The following is a 19,392-nucleotide window of genomic DNA, read 5'->3' as shown; positions in this document are numbered from 1 at the left end:
GCGGTTCACGACGGGTGCATAGAATCAGTCGCCGCCGCACGTTCAGCCCGCCCCCTCACTCCTCTCCGTCCGCTCTGCGGTTGGCCGGACGGTCACACGGAGAACTCCCATGTCCGCAGTACGCCCCATCATCACCCGTCCCTCGCAGCACCCTACCCTGCGTATCACCGAAGAACCCGAGCGGGATGTCTACTGGATCCACATGCACGCCAACCTGGTCAACCAGCCGGGCCGGCCGTGCTTCGCCTCGCGCCTGGTCGATGACATCGTCGACTACCAGCGCGAACTGGGCGATCGCCTCAGCGCCTCGCACGCTCTGTCACCCCATGTCGTTCTTGCCTCGGACAGCGACGTGTTCAACCTGGGTGGCGATCTCGAACTGTTCTGCCGCCTGATCCGCGAGGGCGACCGTGCCCGCCTGCTCGACTATGCCCAACGCTGCGTGCGCGGCGTGCATGCCTTCCATGCCGGCCTGGGCACCCGTGCCCACAGCATCGCCCTGGTCCAGGGCAATGCACTGGGTGGCGGCTTCGAGGCCGCACTGAGCTGCCACACCATCGTCGCCGAGGAAGGCGTGTTGATGGGCCTGCCCGAGGTGCTGTTCGACCTGTTCCCGGGCATGGGCGCCTACTCCTTCCTGTGCCAGCGGATCAGCCCGCGCCTGGCCGAGAAGATCATGCTGGAAGGCAACCTCTACACCGCCAGCCAGCTGAAGGAGATGGGCCTGGTCGACATCGTGGTGCCGGTGGGCGAAGGTGTTGCCGCGGTCGAACAGGTGATCAAGGAAAGCCGGCGCATTCCGCACGCGTGGGCGGCGATGCGTGAGGTCAACGAGATCGCCACCATGGTGCCGCTGCATGAAATGATGCGGATCACCGAGATCTGGGTGGACACCGCCATGCAGCTCGGCGAGAAGTCCCTGCGCACCATGGATCGGCTGGTACGGGCGCAGGCCCGGCGCAATGGCGACCCGGCCTGACCGTCTGGCGGGTCAGGACGGGCTGCGCTCGCTGTCGTCGCGGTGCGATGCTCCCGCACTACGGGCAGCCAACGCATTCCTGCCGTTGCGCAGGGCGGTCGCCAGGCTGCCGAGGCGGGCGTTCCATTCACCCTTCAGCTGCCAGTCCGCCATGCGCATGATTTCGCCACTGGAGGCGGCAACCTGGACAAGCCCCAGGTTGCTCGCCACACCGCGCAGCGCGTGTGCGTGCTCGCGGAAATCCTCCCAGGCCTGGCGCTCGCCGCAGCCCTGCAGCTGGCCCATGCTCGCGTCGACGTCCGCCAGGCACTGGTCGATGAACTTGCGTTCGAAGCCATCGCCCATGCCCAGCGACGCCAGCTCGTCCAGCACCGCGGTATCGAGCACGCCATCGCCAACCGGCAATGCCGGCACCGACTGGATGCCGGACTCGGCGCGGGTATTGGCGGCGACATCGGCCAGCACTTCCAGCAGACGGGTGGCCACCACGGGCTTGGCAAGGAAGGCGCGGGCACCGGCCTGCTCGCAACGCAGGATGGACTCGGGGGTGACGTCCGCGCTCAGCACCATGACCGGAACGTAAGGCATGCCACTGGCCTGCATCACCCGCAACTGCTTGAGCAGGTCCAGTCCGCTCATGCCGGGCATGTGCAGATCGACGATCGCTGCGTCGTAACTGGCCTGCTCCAACGCATCGAGCACTTCGGCGCCGCCATTGACGCAGGTGACCTTGTGGCCGGCCTTCTCCAGCAACCGCTGCAGCACCATGCGGTTGGCTTCGTGGTCGTCGGCCACCAGCACCCGCAGGCTGCGCACGCGCGCACGATGGCGCAGGAAGGGATTGGAGAACGCGATGACATTGCCGGCTTCAGCCACCTCGGACGGAACCGCCGGGGCTGATGAAGTGTCTGCGACGTCCAGCGTGATCTCGACCCAGAACACGCTGCCGCGCGGGCTGTTCGGCGCATAACCGACCTGCCCGCCCATCGACTCGACCAGGCCCTTGGCAATTGCGGTGCCCAGACCGGTGCCTTCATGCCGGCGGGCCAGGCCGACATCGCCCTGTTCGAAGGCATTGAACAGCCGGCCGCGCAGCGCCACCGGCACGCCGATGCCGCTGTCGACGATCTCGAATCGCAGGCGCATCCGCTCGCTACCCAGCACATCGGGGCTGGACACGCGCAGATGCACGTAGCCGCTGTCGGTGAACTTGACCGCGTTACCCATCAGATTGAGCAGGATCTGCTGCAGATGACCGGCATCACCCAGCAGGCGCGGCGGCACGTTGTCATCCACCTGCACGCGATAGTCCAGCGATTTGGAGCGGGTCTGCGGGGTCAGGATCAGGTTGATCGCCTGCAGCACGTCGGCCAGTGCGAACTCGTGCCACTCCACGCGCACCTTGCCGGCTTCGATCGCGGAGATGTCCAGCACCTCTTCCACCAGCGCCAACAGGCTGCGGGTCGAGGCCTGGATGGTGTTCAGGCACTCGCGCTGTTCGTCGTCCAGGCGGGTGGTGGCCAGCACTTCGGTCATGCCGGCCAGCCCGTTCAATGGCGTGCGGAACTCATGGCTCATGTTGGCCAGGAAACGGCTCTTGGCTTCGTTGGCCTGGCGCGCCTCTGCCACCGCCCGGGTCAAGGCATGCAGCAGCGAATCGAAGTACAGCGGAATCGCGCCCAGGCCCAGCAGCAGGCCCCAGCCCAGATAGTCGTGGCCGCGCCAGTACGGCGACAGCATCACCGTGCACAGGAAGGCCAGGCAGCCCATGGCCGTGGCCACGCGCAGGTAGGTGCTGCCGTAGCGCATGCCGTTGCCGATCGTGACCCACAGCATCACCGCATACAGCGGTGCCGCCGGCTCACCCTGGATGGTCATGATCCAGGCCATGCAGGTGTAGTCGGTCAGCATGCCGATCACCCGGCGCACATGCGACACACCCGGATTGACCAGGATCGCGGTCAGCAGGCCGGCGGAAATGGTCAGCTCGAAGGCCAGGATCAACCAGGTCGCGGTCAGCGCCTCACCGCCGCCGCTCAGCGAGCGCCAGCCGAGGTAGCTGATGAACAGCGCCGTGATGATGATGCGGATCAGGTTCTGCGCGTGCTCGCTGTCCTCGCGCCCGGACAGGCGTTGCTTGAAGCGTGCCAGCAGCGAGCGCTTGTCGGAGCCAGCGGCGGGAGTCGTATCCATGGTCGGATGTCGCATCCTTCGGCGCAGCAGGGAGGAGCAGCACAACGGTACTGCCAGCAACCCCAACCACAGGGAAATGGCCAGCCCCAGGTTGGCCTGCCAGTAAGGGGTCAACAGCACGGTGGCGCCGAAACTGACCATCGCCAGCACGATGGCAGCGGCCAGGTAACGCGGCCCGAAGCGCAGGCCGTTGCCCACCGTGACCCACATCACCACCGCGTACACCCAGGCCAGCGGTTCGCCCATCTGGATCATGCCGATGGCGATCAAGCCGTAATCGGCCAGCATCCCGGCCACCCGGCGCGGATCGGAGCGATCAGGCTTCCACAGCAGCCAACCGAACAGCAGCAGCGAAAGTCCCAATCCGGTCAGTACCGTCGCCAGCACGCCCTGGTACTGCTCCAGACGGTGCAGGCGCGCACCGGACAGCAGCACATAGACCAGGATCAGCGAGATCAGCACCACCCGCACGATCGCCTGGCCATGTTCCGAATCCGGACGCTGCGCCAGCCGACGCCTCACGCGTGCGAACAGGTCCTGCATGTCACCCACCCGGTCGCGTCGATGCCGTCGAGTGCTGGGCGCAGATATCCATCAACTGCTGGTGGCCGCGCATCAGCGCATCCACGCAGCGTGGATCGAACAGGCGGCCACGCTGGGCATACAGATAGGCCAGTGTGGCTTCCATGGTCCATGCTTCCTTGTACGGACGGGGTGAGATGAGTGCGTCGAAGACGTCGGCCACGGCGACGATGCGCGCTTCCAGCGGAATCGCCTCACCGACCAGCCCATCCGGATAGCCGCTGCCGTCGTAACGTTCGTGGTGGCGCAGCGCGATCAATGCGCCGACCTGGATGAAGCGGTTCTGGCTGCCACTGAGCAGCTCATGGCCGATGCGTGGGTGCCGGCGCATGATCGCCAGCTCCTCGTCGTTGAGCTTGCCCTGCTTGAGCAGCACTGCATCGGGAATGGCGATCTTGCCCATGTCATGCAGCGGCGCGGCCATCTCGATCAGGCGCACGTCGTCTTCGGGCAGGCCGAGCTGCTCGGCGATCAGCCCTGCCACGCGCGCCATGCGTTCGAGGTAGGCACTGGTGCCGGCATCACGGAACTCGATCGCCCGTGCCAACCGCGACAGGGTCTCGCGTTCGCGCTCCTCGACCTCGTGCATGCTGGCCAGCAAGCGCTGCTCCAGGGACAAGGCGCGTTGCTTCACGTTCTCGGTCTGCTGGCGCAGCTGCAACAGGTTGTAGCAGCGCGCGCGCAGTTCGCGCGGACGGATGGGCTTGACCAGGAAGTCGATGACCCCCGCTTCCAGCGCCGCCTGACGGATCGGCTCGTCGCCGACCACGGTGATCAGGATCACGGGAATGTCGCGATGCTTGGGCAGGCGACGGAAACGGCGGGCGAACTCCAGCCCGTCCATTTCCGGCATGCGGTAATCGAGCAGCAGCAGGTCGACCGGATGCGCCTCACACCAGGCCAATGCGGTCAGCGGATCACCGAAGTCATACACGCTCAGTTCCGGCGCGATATCTTCGATGACGTGACGCAGCATCGTCCGGGCGGACGTCTGGTCGTCAACAATGACGATGTTCAACGCGTACTCTGCCTGGTTTCTCGACCATGCTGGATCATCAGCAGGCGAGGATACCCTGCCGCTGCGAACGCTCGCACCCTGCATCGGCCTGACTCCCGTGTCATGCGTCCCGGTTCATGATCGTCATCACATTGTGAAGCGGACTCTCCACAATGCGCACTCCCCCTGGCGCCGATCAAGCCATAACAGACGTCAAGGTAGTGCATTAACGATACGCCGAGTGCGGGAGGCGTCAATCGCGCCGTCTCATTTCGCGACGGCGCGCACAAACAGGAGTCAAAAAGACGACTTACTGCTCCGGACGCATGTACGGGAACAGCAGCACGTCACGGATCGAGCTGCTGCCAGTCAGCAGCATCACCAGGCGATCGACGCCGATGCCGAGGCCGCCGGTCGGTGCCATGCCGTACTCCAGCGCACGGATGTAGTCGGCGTCGTAGTGCATGGCCTCGTCATCGCCGCCTTCCTTCGCGGCTACCTGGGCCTGGAAACGCTGGGCCTGGTCTTCCGGGTCGTTCAGCTCGGAGAAGCCATTGGCCAGCTCCTTGCCGTTGACGAACAGCTCGAAGCGGTCGGTGTAGCCCGGATCGTTGTCGTTGGCACGGGCCAGCGGCGAGACCTCCACCGGATGGTCGGTGATGAAGGTCGGCTGGATCAGGGTGTGCTCGACGGTGGCTTCGAAGATCTCCAGCAGCAGCTTGCCCCAGCCGTAGGACGGCTTGACGCGGATCTTCAAGCGCTCGCAATGGCGCAGCAGTGCATCGCGGTCGGTGCAGTCGGCAGCAGAGATTTCCGGGTTGTGGTGGCGGACCGCCTCGTCCATGCGCCAGCGGCGGAACGCCGGGCCCAGGTCGATCTTCGCGCCGTCCCACTCCACTTCGGTGGAACCGTTGACGGTCGTGGCCACGTCACGGATCACACCTTCGGTCAGGTCCATGATCTCGTTGTACGTGGCATAGGCCTCGTACAGCTCCATCATGGTGAATTCCGGGTTGTGGCGGGTGCTGACGCCTTCATTGCGGAAGTTGCGGTTGATCTCGTACACGCGCTCCAGGCCACCCACGGTCAGGCGCTTGAGGTACAGCTCCGGCGCCACGCGCAGGTACAGGTCCAGGTCCAGCGCATTGTGGTGGGTGGTGAACGGCTTGGCCGCCGCGCCGCCGGGGATGTAATGCATCATCGGCGTTTCGACTTCGAGGAAGTCGCGGTTGTCCAGCCACGCGCGCATCGCGCGGATGATCTTCGAGCGCTTGATGAACACCGCGCGCGACTCCGGGGTCACGATCAGGTCGACATAGCGCTGGCGGTAGCGCTGCTCGACGTCGGCCAGGCCATGCCACTTGTCCGGCAGCGGGCGCAGCGACTTGGTCAGCAGCCGGATCGATTCGGCCTTGACCGACAGCTCGCCGGTCTTGGTACGGGTCAAGCCGCCTTCAACGGCGATGATGTCGCCCACGTCCCAGCCCTTGAAGGCGGTGTAGGCATCGCCCAGCACCGTGCCCTGCAGGAACAGCTGGATGCGGCCCGACTCGTCCTGGATCTGCGCGAAACTGGCCTTGCCCATGATGCGCTTGGCCATCAGTCGGCCGGCCATCTTCACCTGGCGGCCGTTGCCTTCCAGCGCCTCAGCGGTCCACTGTTCGGCGTCGGCGAATTCTTCCTGCAGGCGGCCGGCGAAGTCCTCGCGACGGAAATCGTTCGGGTACGCGATGCCCTGCCCACGCAGCGTTTTGAGTTTCTCGCGGCGCTCGGCGATCAACTTGTTTTCGTCAACGGGGGGGGGTATCGGTAGCTTCGCTCATGGATCTGCGGGAATCGTGTAGTGAGGGGGGATGTTGCGCCCGGCACAGCCGGTTGCCCAGCATACCAAAACCGCCCCGCCCCAGCCCTGGGCCGGGGCCGGGCCCCGGCCCGCTGCCCGGTTGCCGCCAACCTTGGTTGGCGCTCCATCGTGTCGACCAAGGTCGACACCTACCAGGCCCACTGCCCGCCGCCTGGTAGCCGCCAACCTTGGTTGGCGCTCCATCGTGTCGACCAAGGTCGACACCTACCAGGTCCGCTGCCCGCCGCTCTGGTAGCCGCCAACCTTGGTTGGCGCTCCATCGTGTCGACCAAGGTCGACACCTACCAGGCCCACTGCCCGCCGCCTGGTAGCCGCCAACCTTGGTTGGCGCTCCATCGTGTCGACCAAGGTCGACACCTACCAGGTCCGCTGCCCGCCGCTCTGGTAGCCGCCAACCTTGGTTGGCGCTCCATCGTGTCGACCAAGGTCGACACCTACCAGGCCCACTGCCCGCCGCCTGGTAGCCGCCAACCTTGGTTGGCGCTCCATCGTGTCGACCAAGGTCGACACCTACCAGGTCCGCTGCCCGCCGCTCTGGTAGCCGCCAACCTTGGTTGGCGGTCCCTGTGTCGACCAAGGTCGACACCTACCGGATTCCGGGGAACCGATGCCCCGGTAGGCGTCAACCGTTCCCGGGAAACGCCTGCCGCAGCTCGTCCACCAGCACCCGCTGGTTCTCCGAGTAGTCGATCGGCACCGATACCAGGTGCACCCCACCCTCGTTGAACGCCGCCTCCAGCGTGGGGATGAACTGCTCGATGGCCGTCACCTCATGCCCCTTGCAGCCATAGGCTTCCGCATACTTCACGAAATCCGGGTTACTGAACGTCATGCCGTAGTCGGTGAAGCCATCCACCGCCTGCTTCCAGCGGATCATCCCGTAGGCGCCGTCGTTGAGGATCAGCACCACCAGGTTCAGGCCCAGCCGCCGCGCGGTCTCCAGCTCCTGGCTGTTCATCATGAAACCGCCATCGCCGCACACCGCCAGCACCCGCCGCTGCGGGTACAGGATCGAGGCCATGATCGCCGACGGCAGGCCCGCGCCCATCGTCGCCAGCGCGTTGTCCAGCAGCAGCGTATTGGCCACCTGGGTGCGGTAATTGCGCGCAAACCAGATCTTGTACATGCCGTTGTCCAGCGCCACGATGCCGTCCGGCGGCATCACCTGGCGCACGTCGTGCACCAGCCGCTGCGGGGTGAATCCAGCTTCCTCGGCACGGTCAGCCAAGTGTTCCAGAATGGTCGCGCGCAGCGGCAGCAGCGCGTCGGCGTTCGGCACTGCACCTTCGATACGGTCGGCCAGCTGGGTCAGCGAACGGCCGATGTCACCGATCACTTCCACCTGCGGGAAGTACACCTGCTCCACCGCTGCCTGCGAATAGCCGATATGGATCACGGTCGGCCCACCCGGGCGCATCACGAACGGCGGCTTCTCGGTGACCTCGTGGCCGATCGTCACGATCACGTCGGCCTGGTCGATCGCCATGTGCACGTAGTCGCGCTCGGTCAGCGCGGCGGTGCCCATGTACAGGCCCGAACCACCGGCCACCGCGCCCTTGCCCATCTGCGTGGTGAAGAACGGAATGCCCGCGCGCAACACGAACGCCGACAGCGCTTCGCTGGACTGCGGCCGCGACGCCGCCGAGGCGATCATCAGCAGCGGGCGCCTGGCATTGCGGATGATCTCCGCCGCGCGGTCCAGTGCTTCCGGACTGGCAATGGGACGATCCACCGCGTGCGGCGGAATCAGCGCCACCTCCCCGACCTCATCGGCCGCGATGTCTTCGGGCAGCTCCAGCAGCACCGGGCCCGGGCGCTCTTCCAGCGCGGTACGGAATGCCTCGCGGACGATGGTCGGAATGGTGCGCGCCGAGACAATCTGCCGCGCCTGCTTGGTCAGCGGCTTCATGGTGCTGACGATGTCGACGATCTGGAAACGCGCCTGCTTGCTGGCGACGATGCCCTTCTGGCCAGTGATCATGATCACCGGCCACGCGCCAAGCAGCGCGTAGGCGGCACCGGTGGTGAAGTTGAGCGCGCCCGGGCCAAGCGTGGCCAGGCACACGCCCGGCTTGCCGGTCAGGCGGCCATAGGTGGCCGCCATGAACACGGCCGCCTGTTCGTGGCGGGTGATGACCAGCTCGATGCTGGAATGGCGCAGCGACTCGACCACGTCGAGATTCTCTTCGCCGGGAATACCGAAAATACGCTCGACGCCTTCGTTCTCAAGCGCGGCGACGAGCAGATCTGAACCCTTGGACATTGGAATGCCGTCCTTTTCGCTGGACTGATGATGGATCGTTGCAGGAAGGATGGAAGCTGCGCGTCAACGCTTGTCGAACCACACCGTCTGCGCGTTGACGAATTCGCGGATGCCGAAGTGCGAGAGCTCGCGGCCGAAGCCGCTCTTCTTCACGCCGCCGATCGGCACGCGCGGGTCAGAGGCGGAAAAACCGTTGACGAACACGCCGCCGGTCTGCAGCCGGCGCGCCAGCTGCATGGCCCGTGCGCGGTCGCCGCTCCACAGGTTGCCGCTGAGGCCGAACTCGCTCTGGTTGGCCAGTTCCACCGCATGGTCGGCATCGCGGGCACGGCTGATCGAGGCAACCGGACCAAAGGTCTCGGTATCGAAAGCCTGCATGCCCGGCTCCACGTCCGCCAGCACGGTGGGGGCATAGAACGCGCCTGGGCGATCCAGCTGATGGCCGCCGACCAGCAGCTTCGCGCCCGCGTCCACCGAGGCCCGTACCTGCGCGTCCAGCTGTTCCAGCAGGTCTTGGCGTGCCATCGGGCCGATACGGTTGCCGGCTTCACGGCCGTCGCCGATGGTCAGCGCCTGCACCTTCTGGCAGAACTGCGCCACGAAGCGGTCGTACACCGCGTCTTCAACGATGATGCGCTTGCCGGCGATGCAGACCTGCCCGGTGTTCTGGAAGCGTGAGGTCACCGCCGCATCGACGGCAGCGTCCAGATCGGCGTCGGCCAGCACGATGAACGGATCCGAGCCGCCCAGTTCCAGCACCACCTTCTTCAGCGCCTGCCCGGCCTGGGCGGCGATGCTGCGGCCGGCGGCCACGCTGCCAGTCAAGGTGACCGCAGCAATGCGATCATCTGCGATCGCGCGGCTGGTGCCGTCGCGGCTGATGTTGGCGGCGATGAAGGTGCCTTCCGGCAGACCGGCATCGCGCCAAGCCGCGTCGAGCAGCTGCGCGGTACCGACGATGTTTTCGGCCGGCTTCAGTAGGAAGCCGTTGCCGCCCATCAGGATCGGCACCGCCGCGCGCATCACCTGCCAGTACGGGAAGTTCCACGGCATGATGCCCAGCACCACGCCCAGCGGCAGGTAGGACACGTAGGCCTTGTCGTCGGGCACCTGGGTCGGTTCGTCGCGCAGGAACTGCGCACCGTGGTCGGCGTACCAGTCGCACAGCACGGCGCACTTCTCGATCTCGGCCAGCGATTCGGCCTGCACCTTGCCCATCTCGGCGGTGGCCAGTGCAGCCAGCTTTTCACGGTCACGGCGCAGTACCACCGCCATCGCACGCAGTACGTCTGCACGCTGTTCAAGGCTCTTGGCGCTCCAGGCCGCGAAGCCAACCTGGCCGCGATCCAGGATTGTTTCCAGTTCGGCGTCGGTGGCAAAGGGATGGCTGGCGATCTGCTGGCCGGTGGCCGGATCGCGGGAAATGGCGGTGCTGGGGGCAGCGGACATGCAGGTCTCCTGGTGTCTCGACAACGGGCGGCGGCCCGTCTCCTGCACAGGAATGTGGACCCGATTGGCGGAGGCAACAAGGCGTCTGCTTATCCTGTGACCTGCACTTACCTGCCTGAATGGGGAGCTCTTGGCAGGGCTGCGCCCTGCACCCGCCGAAGCAACAGCAACAGCCGAAGCAACAGCAACAGCTGGTTTCCTGCGGGATGGCGGGGTGGGTCCGGTTGCGGGGGTCGCTGCAAGTACGTCCATGTAGCTCGGTCGCCGCTTGCTCGTGTGCGCAGTCCTGCGCACACGAGCAAGCGGCTGCCAAGCCTACACGGACGTACTTGCGGCGTCCCCGCACTCCGACACCGCCCCGCCAAGCCACGGATAGCTCGCTGTTGCTGTTGCCGTTGCTTCGGCTTGAAGCAGGTGCAGGGCTGCAAGCCCTGCCGAACAACCCCCTACCTACGCGGCAGGTAGGTAACCAGTGACAGGTCGTGCCGGCTCTCCGGCACCAGCGCCACGTACTGCAGGTCCAGCAACCCGCGCGTTGGGTGGTTCAGCTTCTTCGCACCTTCGTCGAAGCGGCGCACGTCGTGCTCCGGCCACCACTGGCGGAACTCCTCGCTGTGCGCGGCGATGTCCTCGGCCAGCGCCAGGAACGGGGCCTTGTCCGGCGCCTGCGCCATCGCCGCGCGGAAGCCGGCCAGCAGGCCGCGGGTCATTTCTTCCCAGTTGAGGATCAGCGTGCGGTACGGCGGGTACAGGAACATCAGCCGCAGCGTGTTGCGCTCATGTGGCGCCAGCTGGCTGTAGTCCACGAACAGGTCGGCGATGGCCGGGTTCCAGGCCAGGATGTCGTAACGGGTATTGCGCACGTAGGCCGGGATCGGCTGCATGGCTTCGACCAGCTGGCGCAGGCCATCGGTCACCGTCTCGTCGGGAGATTCCAGTGGCACACCGTAGCCGGACAGCGCGAACGCATAGGCGCGCTCGTCGTCACTCATGCGCAGTACCTGCGCCAAGCGCTCAAGCACCTCCGGCGAAGCGCGCACTTCGCGGCCCTGTTCGATCCAGGTGTACCAGCTGACGCTGACGCCGATCGCCAGTGCGACTTCCTCCCGCTTCAGGCCCGGGGTGCGCCGACGCCCGGCCGGGAGGCCGAGCGTGGCGGGATCGACACGGGCGCGGCAGGCCTTGAGGAAGCCGCCGAGTTCCTTGCGTTCACTTTCGCTGCGCATCATCGGCCCGTCCTACCCTTTGTAGCGTCGAGCCATGCTCGACGCGTCCGCCAGCTCGCGAAAAGCAGCCGAGCATGGCTCGGCTCTACACAAAAACGGTTCAACCACCCTCGGCGTTGCGCGCGAGGGTGACGATCTCCGCGCAGGCACGTCGATCAGGCATCGACGCGCTTGGAGCCCACGGCCAGGCCGGCCTTCAGGCTGGCTTCGACGAACTCGTCCAGGTCGCCGTCGAGCACCTTCTGCGTATCCGAACGCTCGATGCCGGTGCGCAGGTCCTTGATACGGCTCTGGTCGAGCACGTAATTGCGGATCTGGCTGCCCCAGCCGATGTCGGACTTGGTGGCTTCCACGGCGTCCTTTTCGGCGTTGCGCTTCTGGATCTCCAGCTCATACAGCTTGGCGGCCAGCATCTTCATCGCGTTGTCGCGGTTCTGGTGCTGGCTGCGGCCGGTCTGGCAGGCCACGACGATATTGGTCGGGATGTGGGTGATTCGCACCGCCGACTCGGTCTTGTTCACGTGCTGGCCACCGGCACCGGACGAACGGTACACGTCGGTCCGCAGGTCGGCCGGGTTGATGGTGATGTCGATGTTGTCATCGATTTCAGGCGACACAAACACCGAGGTGAAGCTGGTGTGGCGGCGGTTGTCCGAGTCGAACGGCGACTTGCGCACCAGGCGGTGCACGCCGGTCTCGGTCTTCAGCCAGCCGTAGGCATAGTCGCCTTCCACGCGCAGCGTGGCCGACTTGATGCCGGCGACGTCGCCACCGGAGACTTCCATCAGCTCGGTCTTCCAGCCGCGCGATTCACACCAGCGCAGGTACATGCGCAGCAGGATCTCGGCCCAGTCCTGGGCTTCGGTGCCACCGGCACCGGCCTGGATGTCGACGAACGCGGCAGCATTGTCCATCTCGCCGGAGAACATGCGCTGGAACTCCAGCTTCTCCACGTGCGACTGGTGCTTGTCCAGGTCGGCGACCACGGCCAGCGCGGTGTCCTCGTCCTGTTCGGACTCAGCCAGCTCAAGCAGTTCGGTGGCATCAGCCAGGCCGTCCAGCACCGAGGCGATGCCGCCCACGGTCTTTTCCAGGCTGGAACGCTCGCGGCCCAGGTTCTGGGCGTATTCGGCGTTGTTCCAGACGTCGGGGCTTTCCAGCTCCCGCGTTACTTCTTCAAGACGCTCTTTCTTGGCGTCGTAGTCAAAGATACCCCCGAAGCGACAGCACGCGATCGGTCAGATCGGTGATGCGCTGGCGGACAGGATTCAGTTCGATCATGTCGGCGGTTATGCATTCAAAAGATGACTGGTAATGATACCGCAGGCCGGGGATGCCCGGAATGAGGGCCTCACCCTGCCCCCAGCGCCTGCCGCAGCAGCGGCAGCTGGCGCCGGCTGCAGGGCACCTTCGCCCCGTCGGCCATGTGCAGCAGGGCCTCGCCGCCGTCCAGCGGCTCGATCGAGCGCAGCTGGCCCCGATGAATCAGCCAGCTGCGGTGCGGGCGCAGGAACTCACCCGGGTCCAGCCGCTGTTCCAGTACCGCCATGGTGATCCGCAGCGGGTAGTCGTGGCCGCGTACCCGCAGGTTCACGTAGTTCCCCGCCGCCTGGGCGTACTCCACGTCGGCGGTGGCGACCAGGAACTCCTTGCCCAGCTTGCGCACCAGGAAGTGCTGGGGGCGCTCGACCGGCTCCACCGGCGGGCCGACATCGGGCTCGGCCAGCAGGTGCGCCTCACCCTGCCGGCGCCGGCCAAACCAGCTCGCAAAGTGCTCCAGTGCCACGAACATCGCAAACGTGCGTACATCCTTCAGGTATTCGTACGCAAAACGCTCCAGCCAGCCGGCATCGTCCTGGTACCGATAGCCCAGCGCTCCATAGGCCAGGTGCCGCAGCAGCATCATCCCCACCACGTGCAGCAGCGACCAGCCGACGCTGGCCAGCAGATACAGCGGCAATCGCTGCTTCCAGGTATCGGCATGCAGCGGCCAACGCTCGCAGCCCCACCACAGCAGTGGCAGGGTCAACAGGATCAGGCCGAGGCTGCTGAACTCCCAGATCATCGGTTCCCACAGGCCGAGATCGGCGCCGCGACGTCCGGCATCCATCACTTCCACCAGCGCATTGGTCACTGCTGAAGCGGACAGGATGGCCGCCCATACCAGCAGGCGGGTTGACGTGCGCCAGCGCGGTGGTCGGCCCTGGGTCATTGCTGCATCCATGTCGTTGCGGTGCTCCAGCCTGCCTCAAGGGACCGAGGGTAGCGGCTCCATTGGTCCCACCACCCCCGCCATTGGTCACTGCGCGGCTTCCGGCGGCCCCTTGGAAGTCGCTGCTCGGACCGGGCGGCGTCACCTTGGCTCGACTCTCCGGCACACCACCCCCATGACCCGACGCCACGACATCGACGCCCTGCGCGTGTTCGCCTTCGCCCTGCTGATCCTCTATCACACCGCCATGGCCTATGTGGACGACTGGGGCTTCCACCTCAAGAGCGTGCACACGGCCGAATGGCTGCAGTGGCCGATGGTGTTCGTCAATCGCTGGCGGATGTCATTGCTGTTCCTGATCTCGGGCATCGCCATCGCACTGATGCGACCCGAAGGCAGGTTGCTGCGCTTCGCCTGCCTGCGCACCTGGAAGCTGCTGTTGCCCCTGCTGTTCGGCATGTTCGTGATCGTACCGATCCAGCCGTACTGCGAAGGCGTGGCCAACGGCCATGTAGCGCCGGGCTTCGGCCACTTCCTGCTGCGCTACTGGCAGGTGCGGCCCTGGCCGGAAGGCAGCTTCGCCGGCTGGCAGTACGGCATCACCTGGAACCACCTGTGGTACCTGGCCTACCTGTGGAACTACACCCTGGCGCTGGCCCTGTTGATGCCATTGCTGGGAACGACAGTAGTGCGCGGCGCGATGGCACGCGTTGCAGCCTCGCCCGCGCTGCTGATTGGCATTCCGTTCGCCCTGTTGCTGGCCTGGGTGATCTGGCTGGAGCCGATCTATCCGTCCACCAATGCGCTGCTCGGTGACTGGTACCAGCACGCGAAGTACGCCACAGTATTCTTGGCAGGCTACCTGCTGGGTCGCGAGCCACTGTTCTGGGAACGGGTGGTGGCCCTGCGCCGCACCACGCTGTGGCTGGCGCTGGCGGCGGTCGGCTGGTACATGGGCCTGCGCATCCTTGACCAGGTGCTGGCGGCCGATTCCCCCCTGCGGCAATGGCCCGAACCGTTCTGGGACCTGCAGGTCCGAACCAGCCAGTCGCTGTACGTATGGACCGCGCTGCTGGCCATCCTGGGCTGGGGAAAGGTCTTCCTTGATCGCCCGTTCCGCTGGTTGCCGTACTGCACCGAAGCCATCTATCCGTGGTACATGCTGCACCAGAGCCTGATCATCGGGCTGCTGTTCTGGCTCAAGCCACTACAACTGGGCCCGTGGATGGAACCGGCCCTGCTGCTGGCCGGTACCATCGGCGGCTGCCTGCTGATCCACGAGCTGCTGATCCGCCGCTCGCGCTGGCTGCGGCCGCTGTTCGGCCTGCGCGCCGATCCGCCAGCGTCGCCGATTGCACGCGCCGCAACGGCGCGCTGAGTTCGGTGCCGTTGTAGAGCCGAGCCCACGCTCGGCTGCTTCTGCCGTGAGCCTAGCATGGGCTCGGCTCCACCTTGAGGCAGTCGAGCAAGCTCGACTCTACAAAAGCCCGGGATCGATCATTTCACCTCGAACTCGCCCACCAGCACAGTCTCGGCACGATCCTTCAGCCGCATCGTGACCATCTGGTCCTTCTGCTTCGGCGTGCCCCAGTGCGTGGTCAGCCGCAGCATCAGTGTCGTCGCACCGGTCACCAGCTGCTGGCGGCTGCCGAAGTAGTTCGCCTCCACCTTGTACTTGCCGGGCTTGGCATTGCGCAGCGAGAACTGCTCGGGACCATAGCCGCCGGTGAAGTCCTGCGACATCTGCCCGCCCTGGTAGGTCAGGCGGTTGCCGTAGTACGCGCGCTCGCCGTTCGGGTCGGTCACCCAGAGGTCCATGTCGCTGTTGTCGGCATCCCACGACAGCACCACGCGCAGGTCCAGCGGCATCGCCTGCAGCAGGCGCGGGTCGATGCTGCGGGTATCCAGCCGTGGCGTGCTGCGTGCCACCAGGTTGTTCAGCTCATCCAGCGCGATCAGGGCGATGCCGTCGAAGCGGTTGTCCCACGGCCGCACCACCACCTGGTACAGCGGCGCCAACGCCTGCTGCGGCTTGCCCGCAGCCGCCAGTGCCAGGCCAAGATCGCGGAAGCTCTGCGGTTCCTCCTGGCCCATCGCCAGCACCTGCTCGAACACCGGCACCGCCAGTGCCGGGGCATCGGCCTGCATCAGCCGGTAGCCGAGCACACGCAGCAGGTGGCGGTTGTCCAGGTCCATCTCGGCCAGGTTCGACAGCACGCGCAGTGCAAGTTCGCGCTGACCCTGCTCCAGCAACAGATCGGCCACATCGAGGAAGAACGCGCTGCTGTCGGCATGTGCATCGCGCTCGGACAGGTAGCGGTCATACAGTTGCGACGCCGGGCCCTGGCGCAGCCGCCGGGCGATGGCCGAGTCCGGCTGCCAGGCCGCCAGCTGGATGCCGAGCTCGCCCTCGTTGGCGGCAGCGGGCGCAGCGACACGACCACCAGTGACCGTGATTGAATCCAGGGCCTTGTTCGATGCGGACGCTGAGCGACGTGCACGCGCGCTGCTGGCTTCCATGCGCTGCTCGGCAGCGGCGGCCATCGGTGCCGGCGCGGGCGGTGCCGCGGGGGCCGGCGCAGCGAGCATCGCCACCGGCGCCGAGTCCATCGCGTAATCCGCGGATGCAACTTCCAGCGCCCCGCCCTTCAACTGCGGAGGCGCTCCCTTCGGCCAGCTTCGGTTCCACCACTGCTGGCGCTCCCTCCAACGTGCGGCAACCTGGTCCAGGCGCTGGCGATCGGCAGCGGCGCGATCGCTCACCTGCCGTGCGAAGCGGGCATCGTACTCGGCGCGCAGTTTGCCGGACGGGCGGATCGCGTAGCGCAGGTAGTCCTCCAGCGTTTCCAGCACGATCAGCGAGGTATCCGGACCGACCAGGCCGAACTGCTGCGACAGCAGTTGCATTGCCTCGCGGTTGCCTCGACGGTCGGCGCCGAGTTGCTGCAGACGGGCCTGCGCCCACAAGCCGGCCAGCAGCTCACCGTCGTCACTTTTCTGCGTTGCCGGCAGTGCCTGCCATTCACCGCCGCCGACGCGTACGCGCATCGGCACGCCGTCCGCCGCAAGGCGAGCATGCAGCCATAGCCAGCCTTCGGCCTCGCTGCGACGATCGATCACAACATCCTGTACGCCACGGCCCGCATCCACCTGTACGTCCAACGGCGACGACAGCAGTTCCCGCGCAGCCGCATCAACATCCTTGCCCAGCGCGACGAAGCGTCCGCCATGGGCTTCGCTCCAGCCACGCAGGCGCACTGCATCGGTTCGCGCACCAGCACTGCTGACCGCGAACAGGCGCTGCTCCGGTGCGAGTGCTGGCAATGCTTCCGGTCCATAGGTCAACAGTCCATCGCTGACCAGCAGGTATTCCTTCACGTTCGGCTGCGGCTGCCACTGCGCCAGGGCGCTGGCACCGTCCGGGCGTACGGCCTGGAGTGCTGCACGCAGCTCGCTCCAGTTGCCCGCACGGACACGGAAGCGACGCACCGGTTCCGCGCGGTCGCGCAGCACGGTCAACGCCACGGTGCCGTCACCCAGCGCTGCGAAATAGCGATCCAGCAAGGCGAACTCACGTGTGCGGTCGCGCTGGCCCGCCGAACCGGAGCCATCCCACAGCAGGCCGATCTCGCTGGGCAACGTGCGGGGCGTGCTGCTGGGCGACACCGGCAGCTGCGCCAACAGGTAGTGCCCGTCCTGCCAGGGCGCCACTTGGACCTGCGCCTGACGTGCTGCGGGCAGGCTCCACTGCAGCTGCGACGGCAACTGCGCGCCCTTTCCCTGCCAGTGCAGCTGGCCCGCGTTGATGCGGAACGGAGCCGTACCTGCGGTGGCCGCTTCCGGCGCCTGCAGCTTCAACTCGACCGATGCAGCGCCAGCGGCGAACTGCAGCGGCAGCGTCCACTGCCAGCCCTGGCCGGCGAAGGCCAGCGGTTCGCGAATCACCAGCTGCAGGCGCCGGTTGCCGCCGGCCGGCAGCGGATAGATACGCAGGCGGAACTGGTTGCCGGCAGTCTGTTCCAGCAGGCCCGGGTCGACACCGCGGCGGGCGATTTCCTCGAACACCTGGCGGCCACGGTCCTTGGGCACCGGCACGGCGTCACGCAGTTCACCGTTGATGTCCAGTGCGAAGCCGCTGATCTGCTGGCCATCGGCCAGCGGGAACTGCAGCTCGCCCTCCAGCACGCGTCGGTTCGGGTTGTGGAATTCGAGGGTGATCCTGGTCTGGGCGATGCCGGCCTGGACCTCGCCTTCGATGCGGGCACGCTGCAGCTGCACCGGCTGTTCGGCGGCAGGCGCGATCAACAGCGGGGTGGTGGCTTGCGGCCTGGCAATACGTGGCGCCTGAGCGCCGACAGGCCCAGCCGCGAGGGCCAGCAACAACACAGCGCAGCAACGGACGAAGACCATGACAGGGCTCCAGTGGGATCGTGGACATTTGAACGCACGGACACCCGGAATGGGGTTGGACCGTGCGCGGCTTTTCTTTGCCCCCATCCACAGGCACCATGCCCCACGCTCCCACACGCGCAAGGATGCCGATGCGATTGCCCCTGCTGGCCACTCTGTTGGCACTGGCCTGCCCCCTGACAGCGCTTGCTGCGGCTCCGGCCAAGAGTCTGTATTTCCAGCACCACGACTGGGTCGTGGCCTGTGACAACACCTTGACCTGCCGCGCCGCCGGCTACGCCACCGACGATGGCAGCACCCTGAGTGTGCTGCTCACCCGCAAGGGCGGCCCGGATCAGGCCATCCAGGGCCGCCTGACGCTGCAGCCGGAAGAAGGCCAGACCCAGCCCAAGGGCGCGCTGCATCTGCGCATCCAGCGCCAGGACCTGGGCGTACTGGCTCCCGTGAAGGGCGAAGGCACGCACAGCTTGAATGCCGCGCAGACCAGCGCACTGTTGTCCGCACTGGTACGCGATGGAGGAATCAGCGTGACCGATGACGCTGGCCATCGCTGGCCGCTGTCGGACAAGGGTGCCGCAGCGGTACTGCTGAAGATCGATGAGTACCAGGGCCGCCTCGGCACGCCCGGCGCCGTGATGCGCAGGGGCAGCACGCCTGAGTCCGGCGTTCCCGCCGCACTTCCGGTGCCGGTTGTACGCAAGGCCGCTACCCTGGACTCGACTCCGGATGATCCCGCGTTTGCTCGGCTGGCCGCCTCACCCGCCCTGCGCGCGGCACTGCGCGCCACGCTGGAGGACGACAGATGCGAGGGCCTGCAGGAAACCGACGCCGACGTTCCGCTCAGCAACTCCCCGCTGCAGGTCCAGCGCCTGGACGCGCAGCATGTGCTGGTCACGGTCCCGTGTTGGCGCGGGGCCTACAACATCGGCGATGGCTATTGGGTCGCGCGCCCGCAGGCGCCGTTCCAGGCGCAATGGGTGACCAGCGATGCGATCGACTACGCCGACGGCCAGATCATTGCCGCGCAGAAGGGCCGCGGCCTCGCTGACTGCATGTCGCACGCAGCCTGGACGTGGGACGGGACGAACTTCATCGCGACGTCCGAGGTGGCACCTGGGCTATGCCGGGGCGTGCCCGGTGGCACATGGGATCTGCCGATGCTGGTCAGCGAGGTCCGCTAACGCCACAGAAAAAGGGGACGGAGGGGATTAAGTCGC

General features: G+C 66.4%; 12 protein-coding genes. 3 read left to right on the top strand and 9 right to left on the bottom strand.

What is annotated here, in order from left to right; all coding sequences use genetic code 11:
- Positions 1-109: 109 nt before the first annotated feature.
- Positions 110-979: a diffusible signal factor synthase RpfF gene (rpfF, locus tag ACZLIB_RS10185; RefSeq protein WP_012480080.1), complete on the top strand. Its 870-nt coding sequence runs from the start codon at positions 110-112 to the stop codon at positions 977-979.
- 12 nt (positions 980-991) lie between these two features.
- On the opposite strand, the gene ACZLIB_RS10180 is transcribed toward rpfF, so the two are convergent.
- From ACZLIB_RS10180 to ACZLIB_RS10145, 8 genes are all read right to left on the bottom strand, one after another.
- A complete protein-coding gene (locus ACZLIB_RS10180; protein ID WP_279913459.1) occupies positions 992-3,715 on the bottom strand; it encodes a response regulator in 2,724 nt (907 codons plus the stop codon).
- A gap of 1 nt (position 3,716) precedes the next feature.
- Entirely contained in the window at positions 3,717-4,856 is a 1,140-nt protein-coding gene (gene rpfG, locus ACZLIB_RS10175; protein ID WP_006364528.1) for a cyclic di-GMP phosphodiesterase response regulator RpfG, read from the bottom strand.
- A gap of 205 nt (positions 4,857-5,061) precedes the next feature.
- Positions 5,062-6,558: a lysine--tRNA ligase gene (gene lysS / locus ACZLIB_RS10170; protein ID WP_478452012.1), complete on the bottom strand. Its 1,497-nt coding sequence runs from the start codon at positions 6,556-6,558 to the stop codon at positions 5,062-5,064.
- 679 nt (positions 6,559-7,237) lie between these two features.
- Complete coding sequence (locus ACZLIB_RS10165) at positions 7,238-8,878, bottom strand: acetolactate synthase large subunit (protein WP_132810043.1); 1,641 nt, start codon at positions 8,876-8,878, stop codon at positions 7,238-7,240.
- Between the two features lie 63 nt (positions 8,879-8,941).
- Positions 8,942-10,327 carry an NAD-dependent succinate-semialdehyde dehydrogenase gene (locus ACZLIB_RS10160; protein WP_478469783.1) on the bottom strand — a complete coding sequence of 462 codons (1,386 nt, stop codon included), beginning with the start codon at positions 10,325-10,327 and terminating at the stop codon, positions 8,942-8,944.
- A gap of 446 nt (positions 10,328-10,773) precedes the next feature.
- Positions 10,774-11,556 (bottom strand): helix-turn-helix transcriptional regulator, encoded by a 783-nt coding sequence (locus ACZLIB_RS10155; protein WP_046985666.1) that lies wholly within the window; start codon positions 11,554-11,556, stop codon positions 10,774-10,776.
- Between the two features lie 152 nt (positions 11,557-11,708).
- A protein-coding gene (gene prfB / locus ACZLIB_RS10150) for a peptide chain release factor 2 (RefSeq protein ID WP_097048047.1) occupies positions 11,709-12,834 on the bottom strand; the annotation gives its coding sequence in 2 pieces (ribosomal slippage) (positions 11,709-12,758 and positions 12,760-12,834; 1,125 coding nt in all).
- A 70-nt stretch (positions 12,835-12,904) separates the two neighbouring features.
- A complete protein-coding gene (locus ACZLIB_RS10145) occupies positions 12,905-13,765 on the bottom strand; it encodes a LytTR family DNA-binding domain-containing protein (RefSeq protein WP_478469782.1) in 861 nt (286 codons plus the stop codon).
- Between the two features lie 175 nt (positions 13,766-13,940).
- On the opposite strand from ACZLIB_RS10145, the gene ACZLIB_RS10140 reads away from it, so the two are divergent.
- Positions 13,941-15,143 (top strand): acyltransferase family protein, encoded by a 1,203-nt coding sequence (locus ACZLIB_RS10140; protein ID WP_478469780.1) that lies wholly within the window; start codon positions 13,941-13,943, stop codon positions 15,141-15,143.
- Between the two features lie 119 nt (positions 15,144-15,262).
- Here the strand turns inward: ACZLIB_RS10140 and ACZLIB_RS10135 are convergent, their stop codons facing one another.
- Positions 15,263-18,175 carry a VIT domain-containing protein gene (locus tag ACZLIB_RS10135; RefSeq protein ID WP_478469778.1) on the bottom strand — a complete coding sequence of 971 codons (2,913 nt, stop codon included), beginning with the start codon at positions 18,173-18,175 and terminating at the stop codon, positions 15,263-15,265.
- A 131-nt stretch (positions 18,176-18,306) separates the two neighbouring features.
- Here ACZLIB_RS10135 and ACZLIB_RS10130 point away from each other — a divergent pair, with 131 nt between their 5' ends.
- On the top strand, positions 18,307-19,356 hold the full coding sequence (locus ACZLIB_RS10130) for a DUF1176 domain-containing protein (RefSeq protein WP_478469777.1): 1,050 nt from the start codon (positions 18,307-18,309) through the stop codon (positions 19,354-19,356).
- Positions 19,357-19,392 lie beyond the last annotated feature (36 nt).

The organism is Stenotrophomonas sp. 220_Sma, from assembly GCF_056487375.1.
The sequence above is the reverse complement of the archived record's forward strand: the minus strand, read 5'-3'. Positions and strand labels throughout refer to the sequence as shown.